This window comes from Pantoea sp. At-9b, from assembly GCF_000175935.2.
Taxonomy (GTDB): domain Bacteria; phylum Pseudomonadota; class Gammaproteobacteria; order Enterobacterales; family Enterobacteriaceae; genus Pantoea.
In genome coordinates, this window is the sequence record NC_014838.1 from 103,626 (window position 1) to 127,951 (window position 24,326).

The following is a 24,326-nucleotide window of genomic DNA, read 5'->3' on the forward strand; positions in this document are numbered from 1 at the left end:
GGAGGCCCGATGGATTTTTCCTTTTTGCAGCACACCCTGGTGGCGCTGCTACGCGGATTACCGCTCACGCTGAATCTTGCCGTCTTGTCGCTGGTGGGAGGCGGCATGCTGGCGCTGCTGTTGAATCTGCTGCGCCAGAATCGGGCAGGTAGCTATGTGGCGCGATTTTACGTCTGGCTATTTCGTGGTACGCCACTGCTGATCCAGATTTTTATGATCTACTACGGGCTCGGTAGCTTACCGGCGGTACGCGAAAGTATTTTCTGGCCGTTGCTGCGCGATCCTTACTGGTGTGGCCTGATCGCGCTGATTCTCAATGACGCGGCTTATACCTCAGAAATCCTGCGTGGTGGTCTGAACGCGGTGAGCGTGCAATCACTGGAGGCGGCGAAGGTCTGTGGTATGTCGCGCTTCACCACCCTGCGGCGTATCACGCTGCCGATTGCTATCCGCCAGGCACTGCCGGCGTACAGCAATGAAATCATCTCGATGATCAAATCAACTTCGCTGGTTAGTACCATCAGCCTGATGGAGATGACCGGCATTGCCGATTCGATTGTTTCCGAGACCTTCCGCGCGCTGGAGGTGTTTCTCAGCGCGGCGATTATTTACCTGCTGCTGACCGTCCTGGTGAGCAAAGGTGTGGCGCTGTTGGAGCGCCGTTTGTCCCCTTACTATGCTGGAGCACGTTAATGAGCAAACCGACTATCGCCCTGAGCCATCTCAGAAAAAGTTACGGTGGCCATGAAGTGCTGCACGACATCAGCCTGACGGCGCAGGATGGCGACGTGATTTCGCTGATTGGTGCCAGCGGCTCGGGGAAAAGCACCTTGTTGCGCTGTATCCCGTTCCTCGAAGTGCCACAGGGCGGCGAGATTGCCGTGGGGGATGAGTTGGTCACCATCGATAATCCCCATGAAAAGCTGAACCGCGAGCAGCGCCGCAGTATCAAGTTGATGCGCATGCAACTCGGTTTTGTCTTCCAGAGCTTCAACCTGTGGCCGCATAAAACCGTGTTACAGAACATCATGGAAGCACCGGTGCATGTGCAGAAGCGCAGCCACAAAGAGGCGCTGGAAGAGGCTGAAGCCTTGCTGCATAAGGTCGGCCTGTATGAGAAACGCAACGCCTGGCCGTCACAGCTTTCAGGCGGCCAGCAGCAGCGCGTGGCAATTGCCCGGGCGCTGGCGCAACAGCCCAAGGCGATTCTGTTCGATGAACCCACCTCAGCGCTGGACCCGGAACTGGTGGGTGAAGTGCTGCGCGTGATCCGTGGTCTGGCGGAAGAAGGGCGCACGATGATTATCGTGACCCACGAAATGGGCTTTGCCCGTGATGTTTCCAACAAAGCGGTGTTTCTGCATCAGGGCAAAATTGAGGAGTCCGGTTCGCCGCAACAGGTTTTCAGCGATCCGATCTCACCGCGTTGTAAAGCCTTTGTCAGCAGTCATCTGCACCGCAACAGTTAAATCCTGGTACTGATATGTAGCGGCGCGATTTATCGCGCGGTTTTTCCAGCCGCGAGCATGGAGCTGCGCGATAAATCGCGCCGCTACAAATTGACATGACTTAAGTCATCAAAACCCCGCGCTCCACCTTCCTGTTGTCTGAAAAATTTCGTTATAAAAAAAAGCGACACTTATCTCATCAGCGTAGCGCTGAAATAACGCGACCACTCAAGTACTGGAGTCTGGCGTCAACATATCCATGATTGTTGACGCAAGGAGAAGTCACTGTTTTTTAAGGTGGAACTATTATTGCTAACCGTGATGGTCACTACAAAAAACTAAGCGTGACGGCAGGTTGTTTATCGGGTGGAGATGCGGCTACGCGCAGACTATTATCAGCCCTCGCGGCGCGAGATTAGGCTGATATTTCAACTGCGGGGTAGTTTGATGAGTGCAAAAATCTGGCTGGTGGATGACGATACGCCGTTGCGCGAATCCATCGCGTTTTTGTTAAAAACGCTCGGTTATGAGGTGGTGGATTTTGCCGAACTCGGCGGATTTGAAGCCTGTACACCTGAACCTGAGGCAGAACCTTTTTCGGGGTGCCTGTTACTTGATGTCCCGCTTGCTGATTTTAATGGCCCCGGTTGGCTGGAAGAAAATAAGCAACGCCATCCGCTGCTGCCGGTCATCATCATGGACGATCATGATATCCCGGAAGCGTATCGCCAGGACGCTTTTGCGGCTTTTACCAAACCGCTGGACGTTGAGCAGCTGCTGGAGAGTATCAAACAGGCGATGGCGGAGAGTGCGCGGCGTGTTGAAGGCTGGCGATCGGGGTAAGGTTACACCAGCACGTTTTTCCCTTGCTGTAACCGACGCGAAGTGACAAAACAGAGCAGCGGTACCGGCAAAGTAAACAACAGCAGCAGCCACAGCAGCACGTACACTGCATCGACACCGTCATTTTGCAGGTTGTTGTACAACTGTACCGGCATGCCCTGTGGGAAGTAGGCAAAGATCATCACAATGCCAAATTCGCCCATTGCCCGCACCCAGGCAAGGGCAGTCGCCGAGGCCAGGCCCGGGGCCGCTATCGGGACTGAAAGCCGCCAGAAACGTTGCCACGGACGCGCACCCAGGGTGCGTCCTGCTTCCAGAATCTCTTTGGGCACCCCGGCGAAAGCGGAGCGCGCGGCGGTGACAAAGTAGGGCAGTGCACCATACCATTGCGCCAGCACAAAGGCGGCCGGGTTATTCACCAACGTCATGCCAAAACGCCCCAGCAATTCGCCGGGAAGGCTGTAGGGTCCGTAAGCGCTAACCAGTAAAATCCCCAGCGCCAGTGGCGGTGTCAGCAGTGGAATCAACACCACCAACTCCACCACCAGGCGCGCTTTGCCTCGCGCCTGTGATAGCCACCAGGCCACCGGCAAGCCACTGATAAAAATCAGCAGCAACGCCACCGCACCGAGACTGAGCGAGGTCGCCATGGCATGACTATCGCCCCATGCCAGCCGCAGATGTTGCCAGTGCGTCACACCAATTAAGGTGATAAAGGGCACCGCCAGCAGCAGCAAGGCAGGGAGTGAAAGCCACAGCGCGGTGGGCTGGCGTTTACTCATGGCTGATACAGGACGCCACCTTTCGGTGCGGCATAGCCATTCTGTTTAAACAGCGCCTGGCCCGGTTGGCTCAGCATAAAATCGACAAAGGCTTTACCGGCTGCGGTGCCGTTCGGGGCATTTTTCAGCACGGCCGCGTAGTAGACCATTGGCTGAGTATGCAGCGTTTTATCGTTACCCTGGCTGTCTTTTACCTGGAAGCTGACGGTGTCATACCATTGTTTGGCCTGATCCGGGTTGCTCAGGTTGATCTCATCCGGCAACGCGATGTAAGGCAGATGGGCAGAAATCACTTCGCTTTCATAACCCGCTGCGGCATCCACCTGGCCGCTTTCCAGACGAGCCAGCAGACCACCTTCCAGATGGGTTTGTGCCGGGTTCTGCACGCCGCCCATGATTTTTTCTGCTATGCCAGGCTGATGGTAATACTTCTCGGCCAGCAGCAGGGTAAACACGATGTTTTGACCTTTCGGATCGTTAATCGGGTCAGTACGGCCAAACTTCAGACCCGGTGTCGCCAGCACTTTCAGCCAACTGGCATCGCTGCCTTTGGCCTGGGCAAACTGCTGCGCGTATTTCCCTTTCGGGCTATAGGCGATCACCATGCTGGTACTGGCAACCGGCACGGCGGTATCAATCAGTCCGGCATCCTTCAGGATCTGCATGGGGCCAGGGGTGATAGAAACAAACACATCGGCGGTGATTTTCTTGCTCGCCAGCAGACGAGCCATGCCGTAAGCGCCTTGACCTTGCCCCTGATAGTTGCCGTTGTTCTCTTTAGCAAAGGCTGGACCTAATGCCTGATCCATCACTTTCCCCATTGATCCGGCGTAGGTGACGCGGATGTCGGTATTCGCTACGGCAGTGAGACTCGCACTCGCGCCAGCGGTGAGCAGAAGCGCGCAAAGCAGTTTATGTTGCATTCCATTTCTCGCTATATAATTAGGTAAATAACGATTAACAGGATAACCACTTTAGGGCAAGGGGTAAACTATTGCGAAATATAGTGAAAGGCCCGATGACTCGGGCCTCAGCGTCAGGCAAGGATGCGTTTTGCCCAGGATTCGATCTCATCGCCACTGCCGATATCCGCCTGTACCAGCCCGTTGACGATAAAGGTCGGTGAGACGTGGATACCGTTCTGGCGCGAATATTTGCAGTGCCATTTGATTTCATTCTGCAATTCAGCGCGATCAAAGGGTTCACGAGCATTTACGCCGCTGTACTGTTCCAGCCGGTCAATGATTTGGTTTGGCGTGGCATCCCTATTCGGCCCACGTGCATGATCGGTGAACTCAAACTCTTCGCGGTGATCGGCCACCGCTTTCAGCACCGCTTTAGCGGCAGCTTTCCCTTGCGGCAGGGTCGAGGCAGCCAGGATATAGCGCACAATCAGGCCGGAATACATATGCCAGGGTTGTGATTGTAAACGGATTTTCAATGTCATCTGATCTTCGCCGACCAGACTCAATAAGGCATCAAACTTATTAAACGCGCGCACCGAGAACGGACAGGTGGGTTCGAGAAACACTTCAAACACCTTCGGGCCATGACCCCACACCAGTGGATCGGCATGCAATGCGGTTGACTGACTCATCGTAACTCCCTTGTGTGATAAAACGTTTTGCTACTTTGACAAAGCGTGGCGATGGCGACCAGCTCAAGCTAAGGCTTTTTTGTTACAAAGCCATTCGCTTACGGCATAATCCGTACCAAAGAAAAATCAGGTTACAGATCCGCGAGCTATAAAATTGTCAGGTACTGCGCCGTCGGCGAGTGAAATAACCAACTATAGTTATCTTACTTTTCTGCAATCTTCAGACGCTGCGTTCGCCGCGCCTTTGACTCACTTGCCCGGAGCCGATAGAACGAAAAGAGGTTTATTGTGTTTGCCGATATTTCCTGGAAAAACATCCATCAGGTCATCAGTCAAACGATCGCGGAGATGGTGGATGAGCAGCAAACGCTGGATGTGTTAACCCTGCGTGGGCGGTTAAGGGAAATGGCCGAAAATGAAACCGATGAAGAGATGGTGCTGTGTTACTGGCAGGCGATGAAGGTACTGACGCGGTTGCCGCCGACGGTGACCGCCAGCCAGCTGATCGAGGCCGCGCGTCACGCTTTTCGCAGTCCGATCAACCATGACCCGCTTTAACCCTGCGTGCTTTTCAGCGCAACAGCAGCAGGTGCTGGCGTAATCGCATGATTATTCGGCATAAAAATGGGTGCTGGTTTGCTAGACTCCTGTCATCAGAGACCAACCACTGAGGACAGCGATGAAAATTACGAGCTATGCCGCCATGCAGGCGGGTGAGGCGCTGGTGCCTTACGAATATGATGCCGGCCCACTGGCTGCGGAAGATGTACAGGTTGAGGTCGATTATTGCGGCGTCTGCCATTCCGATCTGTCGATGATTGATAATGAGTGGGGCGGTTCAACCTATCCGTTGATTGCCGGTCACGAAGTGATTGGCCGCGTGGTGGCGCTGGGCGAAGCTGCACAGAATAAAGGCTTGCGCCTGGGGCAGCGTGTGGGCATTGGCTGGACCGCCAAAAGCTGCCAGCACTGCGATGCCTGTATCAATGGTGATCAGGTTAACTGTGAAAACGGTAAAGTCTCCACCATCAATAACCACGGCGGTTTCGCCAGCCATCTGCGCGCCAACTGGCAATGGGTGATCCCGCTGCCGGATGCCCTGGATATTGCCACTGCCGGTCCGTTACTGTGCGGCGGTATTACCGTGTTTAAACCGTTACTGATGAACAACATCACCGCTACCAGCCGTGTGGGCGTGATTGGTATTGGTGGTCTTGGCCATATGGCGATCAAACTGTTGCGTGCGATGGGGGCGGAAGTCACCGCGTTCAGTTCCTCTGCCGCAAAAACCGAATCCATTCTGGCGATGGGCGCTGATCGCGTGGTAAACAGCCGCGATCCCGAGGCGCTGAAGGCGTTGGCGGGACAGTTTGATCTGATTATCAGTACTGTCGCGGTGGATCTGGATTGGGCACCGTATTTCCAGGCGTTGGCGCGTCAAGGCAAGTTCCACACCGTGGGCGCGGTGATGAAGCCGTTCGAAGTTCCGGCCTTCAGCCTGATTGTCGGCGACCGTGCGGTCACCGGTTCGTCGACCGGTTCGCCGGGTCAGTTGCGCGCGCTGCTGAAACTGGCATCACGTGCCGACATTGCGCCTACCGTGGAAGAGTTCCCGATGTCACAAGTGAATCAGGCGCTCGATCACGTCCGTGCCGGGAAGGCGAATTATCGTGTGGTGTTGAAAGCGGATTTTTAATCATTAAGGTTTTAAACATAGCGGCGCGATTCCGGCGCGCCGCTGTGCTATAGAGCAAACAGGCTTAAATCACCTGGGTTGCCCGAGCCCGGACGAGGACGGACGAAAAGGACAATTTCTGTGTTGATGGCGCGTAAGATTACCTTTGTTCTTGAAGGCAGCACCACACTCCAGGCAGAGCAATTTGTCCTGCTCCTGATGTGTTTTAGCGTGAATTTTTAAACTAATAGGGGTGGTGTAATACTTATTGCATTCAGGATATGAACAAAGAAGCTTTTCACGGGCAGCGTGTATTTTTTTATGGTTTGTTAAATAGGCTTGATTGGTAAACCGACTGTCGCATGATGGCCAGTCGCAGGCAAACGCCTTCTCTCCATGTACAATTCTTACATGTTTATTCAATTTAGATTTGGTGTCGAATTTCTTACCGCATCTTGCATGTGAGCACAGGTGACCCTCTGTCGGGTGTTCCATTCTTCCATGATTACGTAAGGCGCTTAGTGCTGAAAAAGATTCGGCACAGTGGCTACAAACATACTTGTTCTTAACCACCGTGGCTGCCGGTTCTGAAGCGGTTGATTGGGACGTTTCGTCAGTGAGATCGACCACAGCGAGTAATTCTGCTTGAGGTGGCTCTATGGTTAAGGCCTTTCTAAGGATCGAGTAATGCTGGGCATTGTCGACAGTGACAGCATGGGTTCCTGACGTTGATGGTCCCGGCTCTGGTGCTGTTGCAATTTGTGGTTCGAGAGATTGCAGACTGGCAGGGACATCTTCAAAGGAAGATTGTCTTATCGCTTGTAATAACAACTCATCTTCCATCCTTCCGTCCCGATCAAACAGGGTAACGGGATTATTGCTTACCATGCGGAACAGATTCAGCCCGTCAACGGTGCCCGCCGGATCGCAATTCAGCCAGCGCATCTGCCAGGGAGCGTAGTACCGCCAGCCATAGGCGATCAACCCGGTCGCATCACGCTCTTTACCTGCGTAGCGCTGGAATTTTATCTCTGCACCCGCTTGATTACCGGTTAACCAACTGGCGGTACCGCCAAAGGGATACCAGGTTTCCTGACTGACCCGAGCACCCTGCGCATCCATGACCAGGCTGATATTACCGAGGCGATCACACAGGTTAAAATGCGTCCTGGTATCGCTTCCTTGCAGATAAATACGGCAGTTTCCTGACCCCAGCACCTGTAGTCGTGCCGCTTCTCTGGCGCGGGTGGTGGATGTGCGGATTTCCAGACCTTGCAGATAACGTACCTGCTGTGACTGATGTGTGTAGTGACGTTTTAAACTGCGCTCGCCAGGTGCGGCATAGCGATAACACTCCTGATTGTGGGACATACGTTCTCTCCTGGTTAAAAAGCAGCAAACGTAAATCAGCGGGCGTCTGTTAAATATCCCGGCGTGCGTTTTGGCACTGTCGGTAGCGGCGCGATTTATCGCGCTTGTTTTTAAACCTGCGTTTTAAAGCGCGCCGCTACGTCAGCTTCAGTTTATCCCTGCGATTCATCCTTCTCGCCAAGGAACCAATACCACAATGGGATCGACATCAGCGCGGTAAACACCGTGGTGTACAGCGCAATCATAAAGCCCTGCGTCAGATACATTGCCAGCGACCAACGTCCGAACGGGATACCGTATTGATCAATCACCCCACCAATGATGGCATTGCTGATCACCGTCCCCACAATCAGCGCCAGCACGCACAGCCCATAGAGGAAATGGCGCATCTCCTTACGTTTCACCGCAAACCGCGCACGAATAATGCCAAGCGGAGATTGCTGGGAAGCCAGCAACGTCTGCTCATCAACCGGTTGGCGCTGCTGTTTACGCCAGCGCAGGATATCGACCAGCAAAAATGCCAGCAGGCTGATCCCCATCACTGGCAACGCATAGCCGAGTGCCAGCGCCAGCAGCAGGCAGGCACCTTTCACATAATGAGGTAACGCCAGCCAGGCGGCGGTGAGGGTTTGGGTTGGGCTGGCCTCGGCCTGCTGCGGGCGGCGCAGCCACCACATGCGGTAACCCAGTACAATCATGGTGCATAACCCCAGGCCGAACGCCGCTAACAGCAGCTGATTTGCCAGGCCAAACAGCACGCCCATATGGGCATCCACACCCCAGCGCGTCAGCTTGGCGACCAGCGGGAAACGATCAAACCAGACATGATCGACAATGGTAAAGTCTTGCGGATTAACGGATACCGCATCCACCTGGGTGGGCCAGCTGCGATCGATTTCACTCACCGTCCAGGCTTTACCGGCGCTTTTCGGCTGGCGTAGTTCGACTTTCGCCGCCGAAATGCCATTAGCACGTGCGGCGCTCAGTACGCGGTCCCAGTCAGCATCAGCCGGATTTCTCGGCCCCTGTTGTGCAGGCATCGTCATGGTCGACATATCCATCCCCGGCATACTTTGATGGTCAGCATGGGGATCGGCGGGCATTACCGGTTCATCGTGATTCAATGCGGTGTTAACTTGCGGTGTCAGCCAGTTCAGTTCGGTACGCCAGCGATCGATATTGCCGCCCGCCCACTGTGACCAGGTCAGCCCGGTAATCGAGAAGAATACCAGACCGAGGAGTAACGTCAGGCCGAGGGTGACATGCCAGTGGCGGCTAAAGGCAAAGCGCCCACGCGCTGTTTTCGCTTTGCGGCGCGGGCGCGTGCCCAGCCACAACAGCACGCCACCCACTGCGGCGACCCACAGCCAGGACGCAGCCAGCTCACTGTAGTTGCGGCCGAAATCACCCAATAACAGGCTGCTGTGCAGCAGGTCAATGGTGGTGCGGAGCGGCAATACGCCGCTGGTGCCGTACACCGTCATATCACCGGTCACTTTCAGGGTGTAAGGGTCGATAAACACCGAACGGGATTGTGAAGCGCCCAACGCAGGGTCGCTGAACTGCACCCGCGTGGTGTCGCTGGCCCCTGGGGCCGGGCGTACCGCATAGATACGGGTGTTTTCCCCGGCATAAGCACGGGCAGCCGTGATTTGCGCCGACAACGGCTGCGCCTCGCCGTTGGGTTGCACGTACAGCACATCCTTATACAGCAGGTTTTCCAGTTGCGGCGTCAGCACATATAAGGTGCCGCTCAGGGCCGCAACAAAGATAAACGGGGCGACAAACAGGCCAATGTAAAAATGTAAGCGGCGTAGCAGATTAAGCACCGCGCCGCGCGGTGCCGCAGAGTGAACAACAGACAAAGCCGTCTTCCTTCCGATAAAAGAATACATAAGCGTCATCCTGGCGGATGCGCTGCGGATCAGAACTTATCAGCAGAAGAATGTCGCTGGCGGTGCCCGTGGTCGGTGGATGCCGGTTTGACGGCGGATCACCGGAGAGATGAGGGTAGGAAGGGGCGGGGCACGGGAGATCACCAGCATCAGCCAGATGAACGGGATAAACACCCACATCATCAGCGGCACATGCACCAGCAGGTCACAATAGCCGCAGGCAAATTCACCGTCGTCCATCATGTGATGATCCATACCTGGCATCGCCAGGTCGGGCATCGCTGCATGATGCATCGGCATATCCGCCATCATGCTTTGCAGGTGGTTTTGCCGTTCCAGCAGCGTTTTCGACACCACAGGCGCGACAAACAGCAGCAACACCGCCACGATGGCGATGCAGGCGGTCAGGCGTTGGCGCAATGCGAGAGAAAACGTCATGGCTAAAACGGAGGTGACTGATTAAATTGGGCGGAAGTGTAACGCGATTACCTGGGAAGGGTTAAAAAAACTGGGGGCAGTTAATAAAAAATCCGCATCTTTTGAAAATAGTCACTTAACACGCAGCTTTTGTTAACCTTAATGCAACTTCAACAGATCACTACGGAAACATTAAAGCGATGAAGATAGTTACCCTCGACGGCGATACCCTGCCACGCGCGCCTCAGCGCCCACAATGGTGTGGCGATTGGCAATATCGTGCCACCACCTCACTGGCCGAACTGGTTCATGTTCTCCACGATGCGGACATTGTGATCACCAACAAGGTGCCGTTACGGGCTGACACGCTGCGCCAGCTACCGTCGTTGCGCTATATCTGCGTGGCGGCGACCGGTTATGACTGCATTGATCTGGCCAGTTGTCGCGAACGTGGCGTGGTGGTGAGCAATGTGCCCGGTTACTCGACACGCAGCGTGGCAGAAGGGGTGATCGCGTTCTTATTTGCTCTGCGACGTCATCTGGTGGACTACGTCAACAGCACGCGCAGCGCCTGGCCTGCCGCTAAGCATTTCTGTGTGCATCGTCAGCCGATACAGGATATCTATGGCGCGACGCTGGGCATTATTGGCAGGGGAGATATTGGCCGTGCGGTGGGGGAGATGGCACAAGCGTTGGGGATGAAGGTGCTGTACGCCGACCGTCAGGGCGCGGATGAAGTCCGTCCTGGCTATACCCCTTTCGAACAGGTGTTGGCGCAGAGCGATGTGCTGACGTTGCACTGCCCGCTGACACCGGAAACAAAGCAACTCATCAATCTGGCGGCACTGGCGCAGATGAAGCCGTCAGCCTGGCTGATCAACACCGCGCGCGGCGCGCTGATTAACGAAAGCGAACTGGCCCATGCGTTGCGGCAGGGGGTGATTGCCGGGGCGGCGCTGGATGTACTGAGCAGCGAACCTCCCGCGCCTGACCATCCCTTGTTGCAGGCGGATGTGCCGAATCTACTGCTGACCCCGCATGTTGCCTGGGCCAGCCAACAGGGCGTTGCTAACCTGCTGCGCGGCATTGAAAGCAACCTGGAGGCCTTTTGGCAGGGAACGGCGCGGAATGTGGTGAGTTAAGGGCCGAATCTAAAAAATCGACCGCCCCAGTCGCTCCGTCAATTTCTCCAGCATTACCGTGCCGGCCAGTGAGTTGCCCGAGCTATCCAGCGCGGGTGACCACACCGCGATACTCATTGCGCCGGGGATCACCGCCACGATACCGCCGCCGACACCCGATTTAGCTGGCATCCCAACGCGCCAGGCAAATTCCCCGGCACCGTCGTACATGCCACTGGTCATCATCAGCGCATTCACCTGACGGGCATGGCGCGGAGAAATCAGCGTGATGTCATCGTCGAGGCTGCGCCCGTGATTGGCAAGATAGAAGAAGGTACGCGCCAGCTCGTTACAACTCATCGCCAGCGCGCAGTAATGGAAATAGGTTTCCATCACTTTACTGACGTCATTGTGGAAATTACCGAAGGATTTCATCAGCCAGGCAATCGCCGCGTTACGTGCCGAATGTTCATACTCGGAACGTGCCACCACCCGGTCATAGTTGATGTCATTTTGCTGCGCCAGACGCCGCACAATCTCCAGCATACGCAGGCGCGGTGCCGTCAGACGACTCTCCAGCAGGTCACACATCACCAACGCCCCGGCATTAATAAACGGGTTACGCGGCTTGCCCTGTTCCAGCTCCAGCTGTACCAGCGAGTTGAACGCCTGGCCGGAGGGTTCTTTGCCAACACGCTGCCAGATTTCCGGCTCGTCATATAACGTCAGCGCCACCGTCAGTGACAGCACTTTCGAGATCGACTGAATAGAAAAACGTGTATCGGCATCCCCGGCCTGATAGTGGCTGCCGTCTGCGGCATAAATTGCCATGCCGAGCTGATCGGGCGAGATACCGGCCAGCGCAGGGATGTAGTCCGCCACTTTTCCCTGGCGGGTCAGTGGCCGGACTTCTTCAATAATTTCTTCCAGCAATGCGTTACTGAGTTCTGACACTGTAATGCTCCGTGCATAGCCATTCTGGGCGGGGATGATCGGGATTTGTGTGTTGAACGTCAATTGGTGCAACAAAAAACTGTGAGCAATCAGGGTGAAGCCTGCGTTACAGTGCAGCATATTTTCAGCCATGATGGGACCCCGCATGTTAACTAATCTGTTGCAGGCATTTCCTGCCGCTGCGCAGGCAGGCAGTGCTGAAACCTTTGAATCCCTCCTTTCCAGACCCAATTTGCTGATCGAACGTATTGTCTCTACTGGCCAGGCCAGCCCGCCGGATTTCTGGTATTGCCAGACGCAAGGTGAGTGGGTGTTGATCATCCAGGGTGAAGCCGGATTACAGCTGGAAGGTGAGTTGCAGGAGCGACACCTGCGGGTGGGGGATTTCGTTGATATTCCCCCGGGCTGCCGTCATCGCGTTAACTGGACGTCAGCAGCACAGCCAACCGTATGGCTGGCCGTGCATTACGGAGACATCGCCGACACGGCGGCGTAAAAAAACTGAGGATGGGTATGTCTGTTACAGAGAATTCGGCACAACCGATAATGCGTGAAGGACGCTTTTTGTTGCTGCAACGTTTATTGCGGCGCGATAAAACACCGGTGGCGTTGTTATTGTTGGCGGCGCTGGTCGGTGTGCTGACCGGGTTGGTGGCGGTGGCATTCGATAAAGCAGTGAACTTTATTTTTGCTACACGTGTGAACTGGCTGGCGGATCAGGCGGATCATCCGCTGGTGAAGGTGTTGTGTGCGTTTTTCGCTGCCGCTCTGCTTGGGGCGCTGGGCTACTGGCTGGTGCGGCGCTTTGCGCCAGAAGCGGGAGGCTCGGGTATCCCTGAAATTGAAGGGGCGCTGGAGGAGTTAAGACCGGTGCGTTGGTGGCGCGTGCTGCCGGTGAAATTTATCGGCGGTATGGGCGCGCTGGGCTCCGGCATGGTATTGGGACGTGAGGGGCCGACGGTGCAACTGGGCGGCAATATTGGCCGCATGTGCCTGGATATGTTCCGGGTGAAATCTTCTGAATCACGTCACACCTTACTGGCAACCGGCGCGGCAGCAGGCCTCTCGGCGGCGTTTAACGCACCGTTGGCAGGTATTCTGTTTATCATTGAAGAGATGCGCCCGCAGTTTCGCTACAGCCTGATTTCGATTAAAGCGGTGTTTGTCGGTGTGATCATGTCGAGCATCGTGTTTCGGCTATTTAACGGTAATGAAGCGATTATCAATATCGGCCAGTTGCAGGATGCGCCGACGCAAACACTGTGGCTGTATTTGCTGCTGGGCGTGCTGTTTGGCGGCTGCGGCGTGGCATTTAATCGCCTGATTTTTTGGACGCAGGACCAGTTTCAGCGTCTCCATCAGGGACGCACGTCCCGCTGGGTACTGTGGGGAAGTGTGCTGGCGGGCATTTGTGGGGTGCTGGGTCTGGTGCTGCCGGAGGCGATCAGTGGCGGCATCACGCTGATACCCGATTTCTCCGGTGGTCACTTTACCACCTCTGGTTTGTTTGCGTTGTTCGCCCTGCGCGTGGTGATCACCATCTGCTGTTTTGCTTCTGGTGCTCCCGGTGGGATTTTCGCGCCGATGCTGACGCTGGGCACGTTGCTGGGCACCTGTTTTGGTCAGCTGTGCGCCCACTGGTTCCCCGGTTATCAGCTGGAAGCGGCGACCTTTGCGGTCGCCGGGATGGGGGCGTTGTTTGCCGCGTCAGTACGTGCGCCACTGACCGGAATCGTGCTGGTGCTGGAGATGACCAATAACTATCAACTGATTTTACCGATGATCATTACCTGCCTGGGCGCAACCTTAGCGGCACAATTCTTCGGTGGCAAACCCCTGTATTCCTCGCTGCTGGCCCGCACACTGGCAAAAGCGCAACGCAGCGAGAATATGGCCTGACCGGGGTTAAGGTCGTTTCCCCACGCTATGGGTCAGGGTGGTCCAACGGCGCGCCTGTTCGCTCAGGCTAAAACCGAGGCCGTGGCGGTCCGAGATCCACATCCGACCGTCACGCAGCTCCAGCTGTTCATTAAACAGCGGATTCAGCCACTCAAAATGTTCCAGCCAGGGTTCGATCGGATAGGTGGCGGCCAGATGGATATGGATCTCCATGGCGAAATGCGGTGCCAGTTTGCGCCCGTGGCGGGCCGCGAGGTCCATAATCTTCAGGAAGGGCGTGATGCCGCCGACCCGTGGTGCATCCGGCTGAACAAAGTCGCTGGCGTTGCCGAGAATCAGCTGTTCATGTTCGCGGAAGCTGGTGAGCATTTCTCCGGTAGCGATCGGGGTATCCAGCGCGGCAGTCAGAGCAGCGTGGCCTTCCACATCGTAAGCGTCCAGCGGTTCTTCAATCCATACCAGATTGAATTGTTCCATTTTACGCCCCATACGAATCGCGGTTTCCCGATCCCACTGCTGGTTGGCGTCGACCATCAGCGGGAAATCGTCGCCCAGCGTCTGGCGCACTGCCGTCAGGCGGCGCAAATCTTCTGCGGTATTGGGTTGCCCGACTTTGATCTTGATGCCGCCGATGCCGTTTTCACGTGAAATCGCCACGTTCTTGATCACCTGATCCAGTGGGGTATGCAGGAAACCGCCGGAGGTGTTGTAGCACTGTACTGAATCGCGATGTGCACCAAGGAGTTTCGCCAATGGCAGTTTGGCGCGGCGGGCTTTCATATCCCACAGTGCGATATCGAACGGCGAAATCGCCTGCACCGCCATACCACTGCGGCCAACGGAGGCTCCTGCCCACAGCAATTTAGTGTAGATTTTGTCGATATCGTTGGGATCTTCTCCCAGCAGGGCATCGGCAATTTCACAGGCGTGGGCATAGATACCCTGACCGCCGGCACGTTTGGAATAACTAAAGCCGATCCCCTCGAAACCATCGCGCGTGACGATCTCCGCCACGATGATCGCCACTTCGGTCAGCGGTTTTTGCCGCCCGGTCAGCACCTTGGCATCGCTCACTGGGGTTGCCAGTGGCAGGAAGGCCAGCGACAAATTGACCCAGACAATGCGATCGCCACTTTCAGCGGCCGTGCCTGTACCCTGAACTTTTGCGTAACTCACGGCGGTGGAATTGACACCTGACATACGATTCTCCCATTAAATGATTGCGCTAACATTTATTCAATGGCAGGACTATGCGCCATAAATAGCGTGCATTAATGCTGCGATGATCACACTTTCGGCATTGAAGGGATTTAAATGATAGCCCTAACATTAGCCGGGTTACCCTGTTTTGCAGTATGATGGACACCTTTCCTGATTCGATCTGAGCTGCCATGAAACAACGCAACCCGGCGCGCAAAGGTGCGCCTACGCTGGAAGATGTGGCGCGTGTCGCCGGGATTTCGCCGATGACCGTCAGCCGGGCGTTGAATTCGCCCCAGCAGGTGCGGCCTGCCACCGTGGAGAAAGTACTGGCGGCGGTGAGTGCCACGGGGTACATCCCCAATGCACAGGCGGGCAGCCTCGCCAGCAATCGCAGTCGTCTGATTGCCGTGGTGGTACCACAAATCAACAACAACATGTTTGTCGATACCATCCAGAGCCTGAACGATACATTGAGCGCCAGCGGCTACCATATGCTGTTGTGCGTCACCGGTTATGAAACGGAAACCGAGGCGGAAACCGTAGCCACGTTGCTGTCGCGGCGGCCAGATGGCATCGTGCTGACCGGCATCCATCACAGCAGCCAGTTGAAGAAAGTGTTGCTTCAGGCTGATGTGCCGGTGGTGGAGATTTGGGACATGACGCCAACACCGATTGATATGCTGGTGGGTTTTTCGCATGAGAAAGTCGGTGCGCGTGTCGCGGATTATCTCGCCGAGCGGGGTTATCAACGTCCGGCATTGATCTGGACCGATGACCGGCGTGCGCTGCAACGTAAACAAGGTTTACTGGAAGCACTTCAGGCGCAGCGAATGACCGTGCTGGCCGATGCCGCGGTTGCGCTTCCGGCGCTGATGGCGCGTGGGCGTGAGGCCTGTGCCGAGCTGCTGGGCGTGCAACCCACGGTGGATGTGCTGGTGTGCAGTTCCGATACCCTGGCGCAGGGCGCATTGATGGAGGCACAGGCGCGTGGTCTGGCGGTGCCGCAGCAACTGGCGGTGATTGGATTTGGCGATCTCGATTTTGCTGCCGCCAATTTTCCGGCCATCTCGACGGTGCGCATTGACCGGCAGGCAATGGGGCGACTGGCGGCACAGCAGCTTCTGACGCGTTTGCAAGGTGCAACGGTAGCGTCACCGATTATTGATATGGGCTTCGAGATGATTTCCCGCACCTCCGGTTGAGGCCTGTGATCCTTCTCACGCATGAAAAATATCTTCCATGTTATAAAATGTGGAAATTTTATTTCATATGGAGAGGAAGTCGCTATGTCATCATCGCCAAGTCTGGAAACCCTGTTACAGCAGGAAGCGGAACATCGTCTGCCGCAGTTTGATTTCGATCTCGCCTGGCAAATCGGTCAGAGTATTCAGCAACGTGCGCGCGAAGCGCAGGCACCGGTGTCCATTGAAGTGTATGGCTTTGGTCAGGTGTTGTTTCTGGCGGCTTTGCCGGGTTCCTGTGCGGAAAATCTGGAGTGGATGCGCCGTAAACGTAATACCGTGCTGCGTAGCGGCCACGCGTCGCTGTACGTGGGGCTGCTGAATGAGCAGAAGGGGGAACGGATGGATAAACACGCGTTTATCAATCAGGCGGATTACACCGATCACGGCGGCTCTTTCCCGTTGCTCAATCCCCAGGGCGCGGTTTTCGGTGCGGTGAGCGTCAGCGGGTTGCCGTCGGAAGAGGATCACGCATTAGCGCTGTGGGGCATCGCTCAGCTGCTGCGCTAATCGCTGATGACCGCGCGTCGCGCGGTCATCCTATCGATTACTTCATGGCCGGGGTGTGGAGTTTGTCTCCCGCAGCTGTCGTCTGGCGCAATGCCGCGACATCGCTGGCCTTCACTTCATTGGCCTGATTGCCCCAGGAGTTGCGCACGTAATTCAGCACATCCGCCATCTCCTGATCGTTTAACTTCCAGGCAAACGCGGGCATGCCGGCAGCGGTCGGGCGGCCTTCGGTATGCGGTGCACGTGCGCCATCCAGTAGCGCATGGATCATATTGGTGGGATCATTCAGCATCGCGTTGTTACCGGCAAAGGCAGGCACCATGCCGTGAATCCCTTCGCCTGCCAGGCCGTGACAGGCCGAGCAATCCACTTCATAACGCAAAGCCGCCCGGTCATGACGGGGTTTGTCCATCACGAAGCCGGTCGGTTGCGGCGTTGCTGAAGCAGGCAGACTACGCAGATAGGTTGCGATGGCTTGCAGGTCCTGATCGTTGAAATATTGCGTCGAATGCTCAACCGCTTCGGCCATCGGTCCGGCTGCTACGCTGGTGCCGTTGCTGCCGGTTTTCAGGTAATCCATGATCTCTGCATCCGTCCACGCGCCGATCCCGGCATGCGGATTTTGTGAGATATCCGGTGCGTACCAACTGCCAAGATTGCCCCCTTGCAGATACTGGCTGCTGATCTCGCCACCGAGGGCATTGCGTGCGGTATGGCAGACGCTACAGTGCGCCGGACCGTCAACAATGTATTTGCCGCGATTCCACGCGTCATTCTGGGCGCGTTGCGCTTGAAACGCGCTATTGTCAAAAAACAACAGGTTCCAGCCCGCCATCGCCAGACGAATGTTATACGGGAAATGCATCCCGGCATTTTCGTCGATAGCGTTTTTCACCGGTTGCTGGGCGGAGAAATATGCCCAGAGATCGTGCATATCCTGATCGCTCATCTGGGTGTACGCGGTGTAAGGCATGGCCGGATAGAGGAAGCCGTGCTCGCCGCGTCCCTGACGTACCGCGTTGAAGAAATCGCGTTCGGTCATTTTACCAATCCCGGTGTCGCGATCCGGAGAGATATTAGAGGTAAGCAACGCACCGAACGGAGTATCGATTTTATAGCCGCCAGAGAAATCCGCGTTATGGCAGGCGGCGCAGTCGGCGAGACGCATCACGTATTCACCGCGTTTGATGGCGGTATCGTCATTGCTGTGGAAATCCGCCAGTTGCACCTGATTGTCGGCGACAGCCGAGCGCGCGCTATCCAGCACGACCCACATTCTGCCGGTGACACCGATAGCGGCCACCACCGCCAGCGCGGCGAGGGTATAAGTTATCTTTTTTGCCTTTGCCATGATTACGCTCCCACCAACGGTGCCGGGTTTTTCATGTAGGTTTGGTGGATGGCCTGTGCCGCACGCACCGCCAGTGCACCTACGGTGACCGTGGGGTTGTAACCGCCGTTATTCGGGAACGCGGAAGCCCCGACCACAAACAGGTTGTGCGCATCCCAGCTTTGCAGGTAAGGGTTAAGCGCGGACGTGGTGGGATCGGCCCCCATCACCGCACCGCCAATGGTATGGGAACTGTGCTGCATATACGGGTTCCAGCTTTTCTCTGTCTGGTTGTCCACCACCAGATGCTGCCCGCCAACCTCGCGCATGATGTTGATGGCGCGATCGGTAACATATTTCGCCATCCGCACATCGTTCTGATTCCAGTCAAAGGTCATGCGCAGCAGCGGTTGACCGTGACGGTCTTTGTAATTGGCATCAAGATCGAGGTACGCCTCACGCATCGGCATGGAAGTGCCCTGGCAGAAAATGGTGCCTGCCGTCTGGTAATCGCGCGCATAGCCCGCTTTCCATTCACTGCCCCAACGTTTGGTGCCAGGACGTAAGCCATTCATATTTTGAATCGGTCGGCCATTGGTGGAGAAGCCCATAATCCCGGCACCGCCGATAAAATCGAGGCCGCTATGGTCGAAGTTGTCGCCGTTGAAATCATCGATTTGCACTGCCAGCGCGCCTCCGCCGATAAACGGGTTCATATACTCGTTATCGAAAAAGCCGGTGACGCTGGAACAGGTTTGATAGTTGTAGTTACGGCCAATGGTGCCGCGCCCGGTACGCGGATCGTACTGTTCGCCCACTTTCGACAACAACATCAGGCGGACATTGTCCATCTGGTAGGCGGTGATGCAGACGATATCGGCGGGCTGAAAACCTTCCACCCCTTCTTTGGTGATAAATTTCACGCCTTTCACCGTTTTGCCGTCATCGTGCTTCACCGCGTGCAGCACTTCTGTCTCCGTCAACAGCGTAAAATTGGGGCGGCGCATCAGGACCGGTAAAATACAGGCTTGGGGTGAGGATTTGGAAAAGTTGCCGCAGCCGTGAAAGTCACAGAAGCCGCAATAGGTACAGGGGCCCATGCTGACGCCGAGCGGATTGACATAAGCCTGTGACAGGTTGCCAGCCGGAACGGTAAACGGGTGATAACCCATGTTTTCCGTGGTCTGACGGAACTTGCTCATCCAGTGAGTATCCTGCAACGGCGGGGTAGGGTAGTCGCGGCTACGCGGACCTTCGAACACGTTACCGCCTTTGCGTCGTTCGCCGTTGAGGTTTCCGGCATAGCCGGACGTGCCCGCGATACGTTCGAAACGATCGTAGAAAGGGGCCATCTCATCATAGGTGACGCCCCAGTCCTGCAACTGCAATCCCTGCATTTTGCCTGCGCCGTAGCGTTGGCGTGTCTGTGTAGCGACTTCAAAATCCCACGGGGTAAAGCGCCACGACATGCCTGCCCAGTGCGTACCGGCACCGCCCACGTTCCAGCCGTACTGGAAGGCCGACCAGTTACGCACCGGGGCTGCCAGTTGATCGCTGCGATTGCGAAAGGTGGTGGTTTCCACGCTCATCGGTTGCAGGATTTTACGCCGGGTGTGAAAGCGCAGTTCATCGGCATCAATCGACACCGGGAAATCCGTTGAGGTATCACGCCAGGCACCACGCTCAATGGCAACGACATGTAATCCAGCGCGGGTCAGTTCTTCAGCCATCACCGAACCGGCCCAACCCAGACCGACGATAACCACGTCAGCCTTATTTCTCATTTGTGACATTGACTCAGCTCCGGCGGATTAATCGTTAGGGATCAGACTGACGGGAATAAGCGCCAGATTTTCATTGCGACGTGCAATATAAGGGCGGTAGTCATAGCGTGCGCCGGGGAAACCAATCATATTCCAGCCCACCATGTTTTTATTACCGCCATAAATCGGATCCGCCAGATAACTTTCGCGCGCGTTCTGTAGCATGAGTTCAAAAAACGCCTGACTGTTCACGTCATGGCCTAAATCAATTTTTCCGTCTTCCATCTTGGTCAGGAAGTCGTCAATTTGAGCGGCTGTTAAGGTATGAAATGAGGCCTGATGCTTTTTCTGCGCCCAATTCTCTAATGCGGTCAGGCCGGTTAAATAGCGCTCTTTGGGCGTGGCGAGAAATTGTGGGCTGCCCATGATTTTCTCTTCATTTTCCGGGTGCAACGGCGCGGCTAAATACAGCGCCGCGCCCGAGCCATAATCCCCGGCCAGTTGGTTATCAAGAAATTCGATGCCACCCGCTTCACTGGCCGCAGGACCAAGGTTGTCGGCGGGGATTAAGCGATCAAAAATCGCCGCCAGATTCTGGCGATCGAGTGGATTGGTTAATACCTGATACCCTTGCTGCCACGCGGGTTGCGGCAGATGGTCGGGACTCATTTGGGTGCTCAGCGGGACATTATGCAGTTCTTTCGCGCGCAGTTGTGGGGCGACAGCCAGTGACGCCACAATCGAACTGAGCGAAAAGAGCGCTTCTCTTCGGTTCATACCACTTTCCTTTCATCATTCCGTCTGTTGACGGATACGGCAGATAATTTCTACAGAGCACGACGTTCAGCATATTCAGACGTAATAACGCCACGCGAATATTCACGTAGAGGCGTTCAGTAAATATTTGTTCTGTAGCGGCGCGTTTTTATCGGCACGTTGCACGGAATTGCGCGATAAATCGCGCCGCTACAATCTTTGCAGAGAGTATTTAAATATGGGGGCGTGTTTTACCTTGCCAGTCAACAAAATATTCTTCGGGCGATCCGTCATGCGGATGCCCTTTATATTAATTAATGTATTTTTTCATGCTGTCTAAACAGCCACGGGAAATATCCCATAAATCATGTTCCCAATGGCGCGGACTTAATAATTCCGGTGACCACACGCCGTCATAGCCGGTGGCTTTAACCGCCGTCACCCAGGCCGCAATATCAACATCGCCTTCGCCTGGCGCATAATTACGTTGCACCCATTCATCCCAGGCTTCGTTAGGATATGCTGCGCGACCATCACAAAAGTGGACGCCATAGATCAGGTTTTTATCCATCTGCGCCACCTCGGCCGGTGTGGTGCCACCGCCCGCGTGCAGATGCCAGAAATCGACCACCACGCCAACATTGTCCTTGCCACTGCGGGCGATGAGGTCCAGCGCTTGTTGCAGGCGATTAAACGCGGTGAAGGCCACCACTTCGATTTGAAATTTGATGCCAAGCGGTTTGCCGATATCGGCAATGGCGGAGATATTGTTGAGCAGAATAGCATCACGTTCAGCCGTGGGCAGGTGATCCAGCTCGGTGAGCGCCATAATTTGTACCACCGGGCAGCGTAGCTCTACCGCAGCCTGACAGACTTTCTCTGCTTCGCGCAGCAGCTCAGCACGGGCTTCTGGTTGGTAGCGACCAATCCGTTTTAACGCGTTGATGCAGGTAACGTCGATGCGATGCTGCGCCATTAACTGGCGGAAAGCGGCGTAGCTGCCGCCGTTGTCCAGGTAGCGATACAGATGTTCTGGCAGAATTTCTACACCGCTGAAGCCGGTTTCCGCAGCGATACGTAACTGGGTGACGGCATTGCTGTACCAGACAGAAACGCCATGCAATGACAACTTCATCTCTCCTCCTGTAGCTTACGGCTTCAGGTGAGAGCGTCGAACACGCAATTCTCCCTGAGACCAGGCACCCGCCGGTGTGGCACGTTCATCAATCAGCCGGTTTAGGGCTTCTTCAATCAATAGATCAATACGCTGGCTCCAGGTGGTCAGTTGCCAGCCGGGCAGGGCAGCTTCATCGATGCCGTCGAAGCCCACCACCGCCATATGTTTGTTGCCCGCGCCTTCGCGCAAAGCCTCCAACGCACCCAGCGCCAGCGCATCATTTTCGCAAAACAGCGCGTCGATGCGATCGGCTGGTGCATGCGCGTTGAGATACTCCGTCAGGACCGCATAGCTGCGTTCCTGGGCATAGCCACCGGCCGTCAACATCACTTCCAGCGCCAGGCCTGCCTCGGCCAGTGCCTGCTGCAAACCGTCCAGGCGCTGTAAATGGTTGCTACTGGTTTCCGGTCCGCGCATGTAGCCGAAGCGCGTGTACCCCTGCGCCAACAGCAATTCGCCCAGCTGTTTCCCGGCGTGCTGATCATCGATCTTCACCACATCGATACCCGGCACATCGTTGTTACGACACAACTGCACCAGCGGGATGTGGTGCAGATCCTGCGCGATATCCACCAGCTCCTCGGTCAGCACCGTCCCGAGGAACAGCAAGCCATCAATCTGCAATTGATCGGCCAGCAACATCACCGATTTGTGGTTCTCGCTGTTGGTGATGTTGAGCAACAGCGCCATATAGCCGCGTTTCTGTAGCTGGTTGGTCACCGTGTCGATCAGCAGCAGCGAGTGCGGATTGCGCATCTCATCGATCACCACGCCAATGATGTGCGTCTTTTTCTGCGACAAACTGCGTGCCAGCAGATTCGGGCGATAACCCAACTCGCTGGCGACGGCCAACACGCGTTCGCGTGCTTTATCGGAGATCGATGCTCCGGGCGTAAAGGCACGTGAGACCGTCCATTTCGACACACCAGCCTGACGTGCGACGTCGCTGGCGGTGGCTTTGTGGGATTTTGCGCTGGGTTTGCTCATAGCACCTGCATATCGGAGTTGGCGAAAGACCCCTGCATTGAACGTTAATCCCCGGCGAAAATAAACACCCAAAGCGCAAGTGCGTCGAAACCTTATGCGAAATAACCCTGTTTTTATGATGTTGCGATTATGTTTGATCTTTGCACCCGATTGCAACGTTTTTTGCAATCGGGTGCAATACATCAACATTTTGTGATCATCTCCGCTGATTTGTGTTTTGCTGGATTGACTAAAATTTCGTCTTCGCCGACATTTTCGCCAGTACCTCCCCGAAGATTTGACTGTTCGTCTCTTTTTTTTACTTATTTTGCACCCGGGTGCAAAAAGTAAAAATCAGCAGTGTCTCTCTTCCGGTCGGATCATCACAACATGACCCTACAGGAAACGACCATGAAGACTTTGAAAACGATTGTACTGACATTGGGTGTGCTGACTCTCGGCAGCGCGCAGGCAAAAACCTGGCAAGTGGGCGTCGCACTGGCCAATTTTGATCTCAATTTTGTCTCGATACTGCGCACCCAGATGTCGCATGAACTGGATGCCTCCGGCCTCAAAGGGCAGTTTTCTGATGCCAAAGGCGATGTGGCATTACAGGTGCAGCAGGTGGATGATTTTATCAACCAGGGGGTAGACGCGATCATCCTCAATCCGGTTGATACCCAGGGGGTGCGACCGATGATGGAGGCAGCGAAACGCGCCAATATCCCGTTGATTTTCGTCAACCGCAAGCCGGAGGTGAAACTGGACGGGCAGATGGCGTATGTCGGCTCCGATTCCGCGTTGAGTGGCAAGATGGAGATGGAAGCGCTGGCGAAACGCATGAACTACAAGGGCAATGTCGCCATCATTATGGGGGCGCTGTCGAATGAAGAAGCACGCGAACGCACCCGGGCAACGGAAGAGGTGATTGCCGCGCACAAAGAGATGAAAGTGGTGGAAAAACAGACCGCTAAATGGCAACGCAATGAGGCGGTAGATGTGGTTTCCAGTTGGTTGCTGAATGGCACATCGATAGACGCCATCGCCGCCAACAATGATGAAATGGCGATTGGTGCCATCATGGCGCTGAAGCAGGCGAAGAAAAGCAATGTGCTGGTGGCGGGGATTGATGGCACTCCAGACGGTCTGCAATTTATTAAAAGCGGCGACATGGCGGTGACCATCTTCCAGGATGCGAAAGGGCAGGCCACCGGCGCAGTTCAGGTCACCAAAGCGATGCTGGATAAGCAGAAAACGGCCGCCTATAACTGGATTCCCTACGCCACGGTGACACAGGCAAATTATCAACAGTTCGAACAGAAGAACCAGAAATAACCCCTTACCTCTGACCTGATTTGCACCCGGGTGCAAAAGGAGT

At 55.5% G+C, this 24,326-nt stretch carries 24 protein-coding genes; 11 read left to right on the plus strand and 13 right to left on the minus strand.

The features are described 5' to 3' along the window. Positions 1–9 precede the first annotated feature (9 nt). The 3 genes from PAT9B_RS20670 to PAT9B_RS20680 all read left to right on the plus strand — a co-directional run bounded on the left by PAT9B_RS20670 (position 10) and on the right by PAT9B_RS20680 (position 2,291). Positions 10–693: an ABC transporter permease gene (locus tag PAT9B_RS20670; RefSeq protein ID WP_013511215.1), complete on the plus strand. Its 684-nt coding sequence runs from the start codon at positions 10–12 to the stop codon at positions 691–693. After that, complete coding sequence (locus tag PAT9B_RS20675) at positions 693–1,469, plus strand: ABC transporter ATP-binding protein (RefSeq protein WP_013511216.1); 777 nt, start codon at positions 693–695, stop codon at positions 1,467–1,469. Before PAT9B_RS20670 ends, PAT9B_RS20675 begins: the two co-directional genes overlap by 1 nt. 426 nt (positions 1,470–1,895) lie before the next feature. Then, positions 1,896–2,291: a response regulator transcription factor gene (locus PAT9B_RS20680; RefSeq protein ID WP_013511217.1), complete on the plus strand. Its 396-nt coding sequence runs from the start codon at positions 1,896–1,898 to the stop codon at positions 2,289–2,291. A 2-nt stretch (positions 2,292–2,293) separates the two neighbouring features. On the opposite strand, the gene PAT9B_RS20685 is transcribed toward PAT9B_RS20680, so the two are convergent. The 3 genes from PAT9B_RS20685 to PAT9B_RS20695 form a co-directional block, all read right to left on the minus strand. Next, positions 2,294–3,073 (minus strand): molybdenum ABC transporter permease, encoded by a 780-nt coding sequence (locus tag PAT9B_RS20685; RefSeq protein ID WP_013511218.1) that lies wholly within the window; start codon positions 3,071–3,073, stop codon positions 2,294–2,296. Further along, positions 3,070–3,996, minus strand: coding sequence for an extracellular solute-binding protein (locus tag PAT9B_RS20690; protein WP_013511219.1), 927 nt, complete (start codon positions 3,994–3,996; stop codon positions 3,070–3,072). Before PAT9B_RS20690 ends, PAT9B_RS20685 begins: the two co-directional genes overlap by 4 nt. A gap of 113 nt (positions 3,997–4,109) precedes the next feature. Next, positions 4,110–4,670, minus strand: coding sequence for a hypothetical protein (locus PAT9B_RS20695; RefSeq protein ID WP_013511220.1), 561 nt, complete (start codon positions 4,668–4,670; stop codon positions 4,110–4,112). Between the two features lie 288 nt (positions 4,671–4,958). On the opposite strand from PAT9B_RS20695, the gene PAT9B_RS20700 reads away from it, so the two are divergent. Together PAT9B_RS20700 and PAT9B_RS20705 are read left to right on the plus strand one after the other, a co-directional pair. Further along, entirely contained in the window at positions 4,959–5,228 is a 270-nt protein-coding gene (locus PAT9B_RS20700; RefSeq protein WP_013511221.1) for a hypothetical protein, read from the plus strand. A gap of 121 nt (positions 5,229–5,349) precedes the next feature. Beyond that, a complete protein-coding gene (locus tag PAT9B_RS20705; RefSeq protein WP_013511222.1) occupies positions 5,350–6,366 on the plus strand; it encodes an NAD(P)-dependent alcohol dehydrogenase in 1,017 nt (338 codons plus the stop codon). 69 nt (positions 6,367–6,435) lie between these two features. On the opposite strand, the gene PAT9B_RS20710 is transcribed toward PAT9B_RS20705, so the two are convergent. The 3 genes from PAT9B_RS20710 to PAT9B_RS20720 all read right to left on the minus strand — a co-directional run bounded on the left by PAT9B_RS20710 (position 6,436) and on the right by PAT9B_RS20720 (position 10,049). Then, the gene (locus PAT9B_RS20710; protein ID WP_013511223.1) at positions 6,436–7,716 is read right to left on the minus strand and encodes an RHS repeat-associated core domain-containing protein; all 1,281 of its coding nucleotides are present in this window, start codon (positions 7,714–7,716) and stop codon (positions 6,436–6,438) included. A gap of 152 nt (positions 7,717–7,868) precedes the next feature. Continuing rightward, complete coding sequence (locus tag PAT9B_RS20715; RefSeq protein ID WP_013511224.1) at positions 7,869–9,611, minus strand: DUF2534 family protein; 1,743 nt, start codon at positions 9,609–9,611, stop codon at positions 7,869–7,871. A 39-nt stretch (positions 9,612–9,650) separates the two neighbouring features. Further along, complete coding sequence (locus PAT9B_RS20720; RefSeq protein ID WP_013511225.1) at positions 9,651–10,049, minus strand: DUF2946 domain-containing protein; 399 nt, start codon at positions 10,047–10,049, stop codon at positions 9,651–9,653. 179 nt (positions 10,050–10,228) lie between these two features. On the opposite strand from PAT9B_RS20720, the gene PAT9B_RS20725 reads away from it, so the two are divergent. Further along, positions 10,229–11,170, plus strand: coding sequence for a D-2-hydroxyacid dehydrogenase (locus PAT9B_RS20725; protein WP_013511226.1), 942 nt, complete (start codon positions 10,229–10,231; stop codon positions 11,168–11,170). A gap of 9 nt (positions 11,171–11,179) precedes the next feature. Here the strand turns inward: PAT9B_RS20725 and glsB are convergent, their stop codons facing one another. After that, positions 11,180–12,103, minus strand: a complete 924-nt coding sequence (gene glsB / locus PAT9B_RS20730) for a glutaminase B (protein WP_041526081.1) — start codon at positions 12,101–12,103, stop codon at positions 11,180–11,182. Positions 12,104–12,248: 145 nt separating this feature from the next. Between glsB and PAT9B_RS20735 the strand changes: the two genes are divergently transcribed. Further along, entirely contained in the window at positions 12,249–12,599 is a 351-nt protein-coding gene (locus PAT9B_RS20735; RefSeq protein WP_013511228.1) for a cupin domain-containing protein, read from the plus strand. A 17-nt stretch (positions 12,600–12,616) separates the two neighbouring features. Further along, complete coding sequence (gene clcA, locus PAT9B_RS20740; RefSeq protein WP_013511229.1) at positions 12,617–14,002, plus strand: H(+)/Cl(-) exchange transporter ClcA; 1,386 nt, start codon at positions 12,617–12,619, stop codon at positions 14,000–14,002. 6 nt (positions 14,003–14,008) lie between these two features. On the opposite strand, the gene PAT9B_RS20745 is transcribed toward clcA, so the two are convergent. After that, positions 14,009–15,202: an L-talarate/galactarate dehydratase gene (locus tag PAT9B_RS20745; protein WP_013511230.1), complete on the minus strand. Its 1,194-nt coding sequence runs from the start codon at positions 15,200–15,202 to the stop codon at positions 14,009–14,011. Between the two features lie 191 nt (positions 15,203–15,393). Between PAT9B_RS20745 and PAT9B_RS20750 the strand changes: the two genes are divergently transcribed. Both PAT9B_RS20750 and PAT9B_RS20755 read left to right on the plus strand, forming a co-directional pair. After that, complete coding sequence (locus PAT9B_RS20750; protein ID WP_013511231.1) at positions 15,394–16,407, plus strand: LacI family DNA-binding transcriptional regulator; 1,014 nt, start codon at positions 15,394–15,396, stop codon at positions 16,405–16,407. Between the two features lie 84 nt (positions 16,408–16,491). Beyond that, positions 16,492–16,956 (plus strand): heme-degrading domain-containing protein, encoded by a 465-nt coding sequence (locus PAT9B_RS20755; protein WP_013511232.1) that lies wholly within the window; start codon positions 16,492–16,494, stop codon positions 16,954–16,956. Positions 16,957–16,993: 37 nt separating this feature from the next. On the opposite strand, the gene PAT9B_RS20760 is transcribed toward PAT9B_RS20755, so the two are convergent. The 5 genes from PAT9B_RS20760 to PAT9B_RS20780 form a co-directional block, all read right to left on the minus strand. Further along, the gene (locus tag PAT9B_RS20760) at positions 16,994–18,307 is read right to left on the minus strand and encodes a cytochrome c (protein WP_013511233.1); all 1,314 of its coding nucleotides are present in this window, start codon (positions 18,305–18,307) and stop codon (positions 16,994–16,996) included. Positions 18,308–18,309: 2 nt separating this feature from the next. Beyond that, positions 18,310–20,079, minus strand: coding sequence for a GMC family oxidoreductase (locus tag PAT9B_RS20765; RefSeq protein ID WP_013511234.1), 1,770 nt, complete (start codon positions 20,077–20,079; stop codon positions 18,310–18,312). An 18-nt stretch (positions 20,080–20,097) separates the two neighbouring features. Further along, positions 20,098–20,826 carry a gluconate 2-dehydrogenase subunit 3 family protein gene (locus tag PAT9B_RS20770; RefSeq protein WP_013511235.1) on the minus strand — a complete coding sequence of 243 codons (729 nt, stop codon included), beginning with the start codon at positions 20,824–20,826 and terminating at the stop codon, positions 20,098–20,100. Positions 20,827–21,115: 289 nt separating this feature from the next. Beyond that, entirely contained in the window at positions 21,116–21,940 is an 825-nt protein-coding gene (locus tag PAT9B_RS20775; RefSeq protein ID WP_013511236.1) for a sugar phosphate isomerase/epimerase, read from the minus strand. Between the two features lie 15 nt (positions 21,941–21,955). Beyond that, positions 21,956–22,969: a LacI family DNA-binding transcriptional regulator gene (locus PAT9B_RS20780; RefSeq protein ID WP_041526033.1), complete on the minus strand. Its 1,014-nt coding sequence runs from the start codon at positions 22,967–22,969 to the stop codon at positions 21,956–21,958. A 390-nt stretch (positions 22,970–23,359) separates the two neighbouring features. On the opposite strand from PAT9B_RS20780, the gene PAT9B_RS20785 reads away from it, so the two are divergent. Continuing rightward, positions 23,360–24,283, plus strand: a complete 924-nt coding sequence (locus PAT9B_RS20785) for a substrate-binding domain-containing protein (RefSeq protein WP_013511238.1) — start codon at positions 23,360–23,362, stop codon at positions 24,281–24,283. Positions 24,284–24,326: the final 43 nt, after the last annotated feature.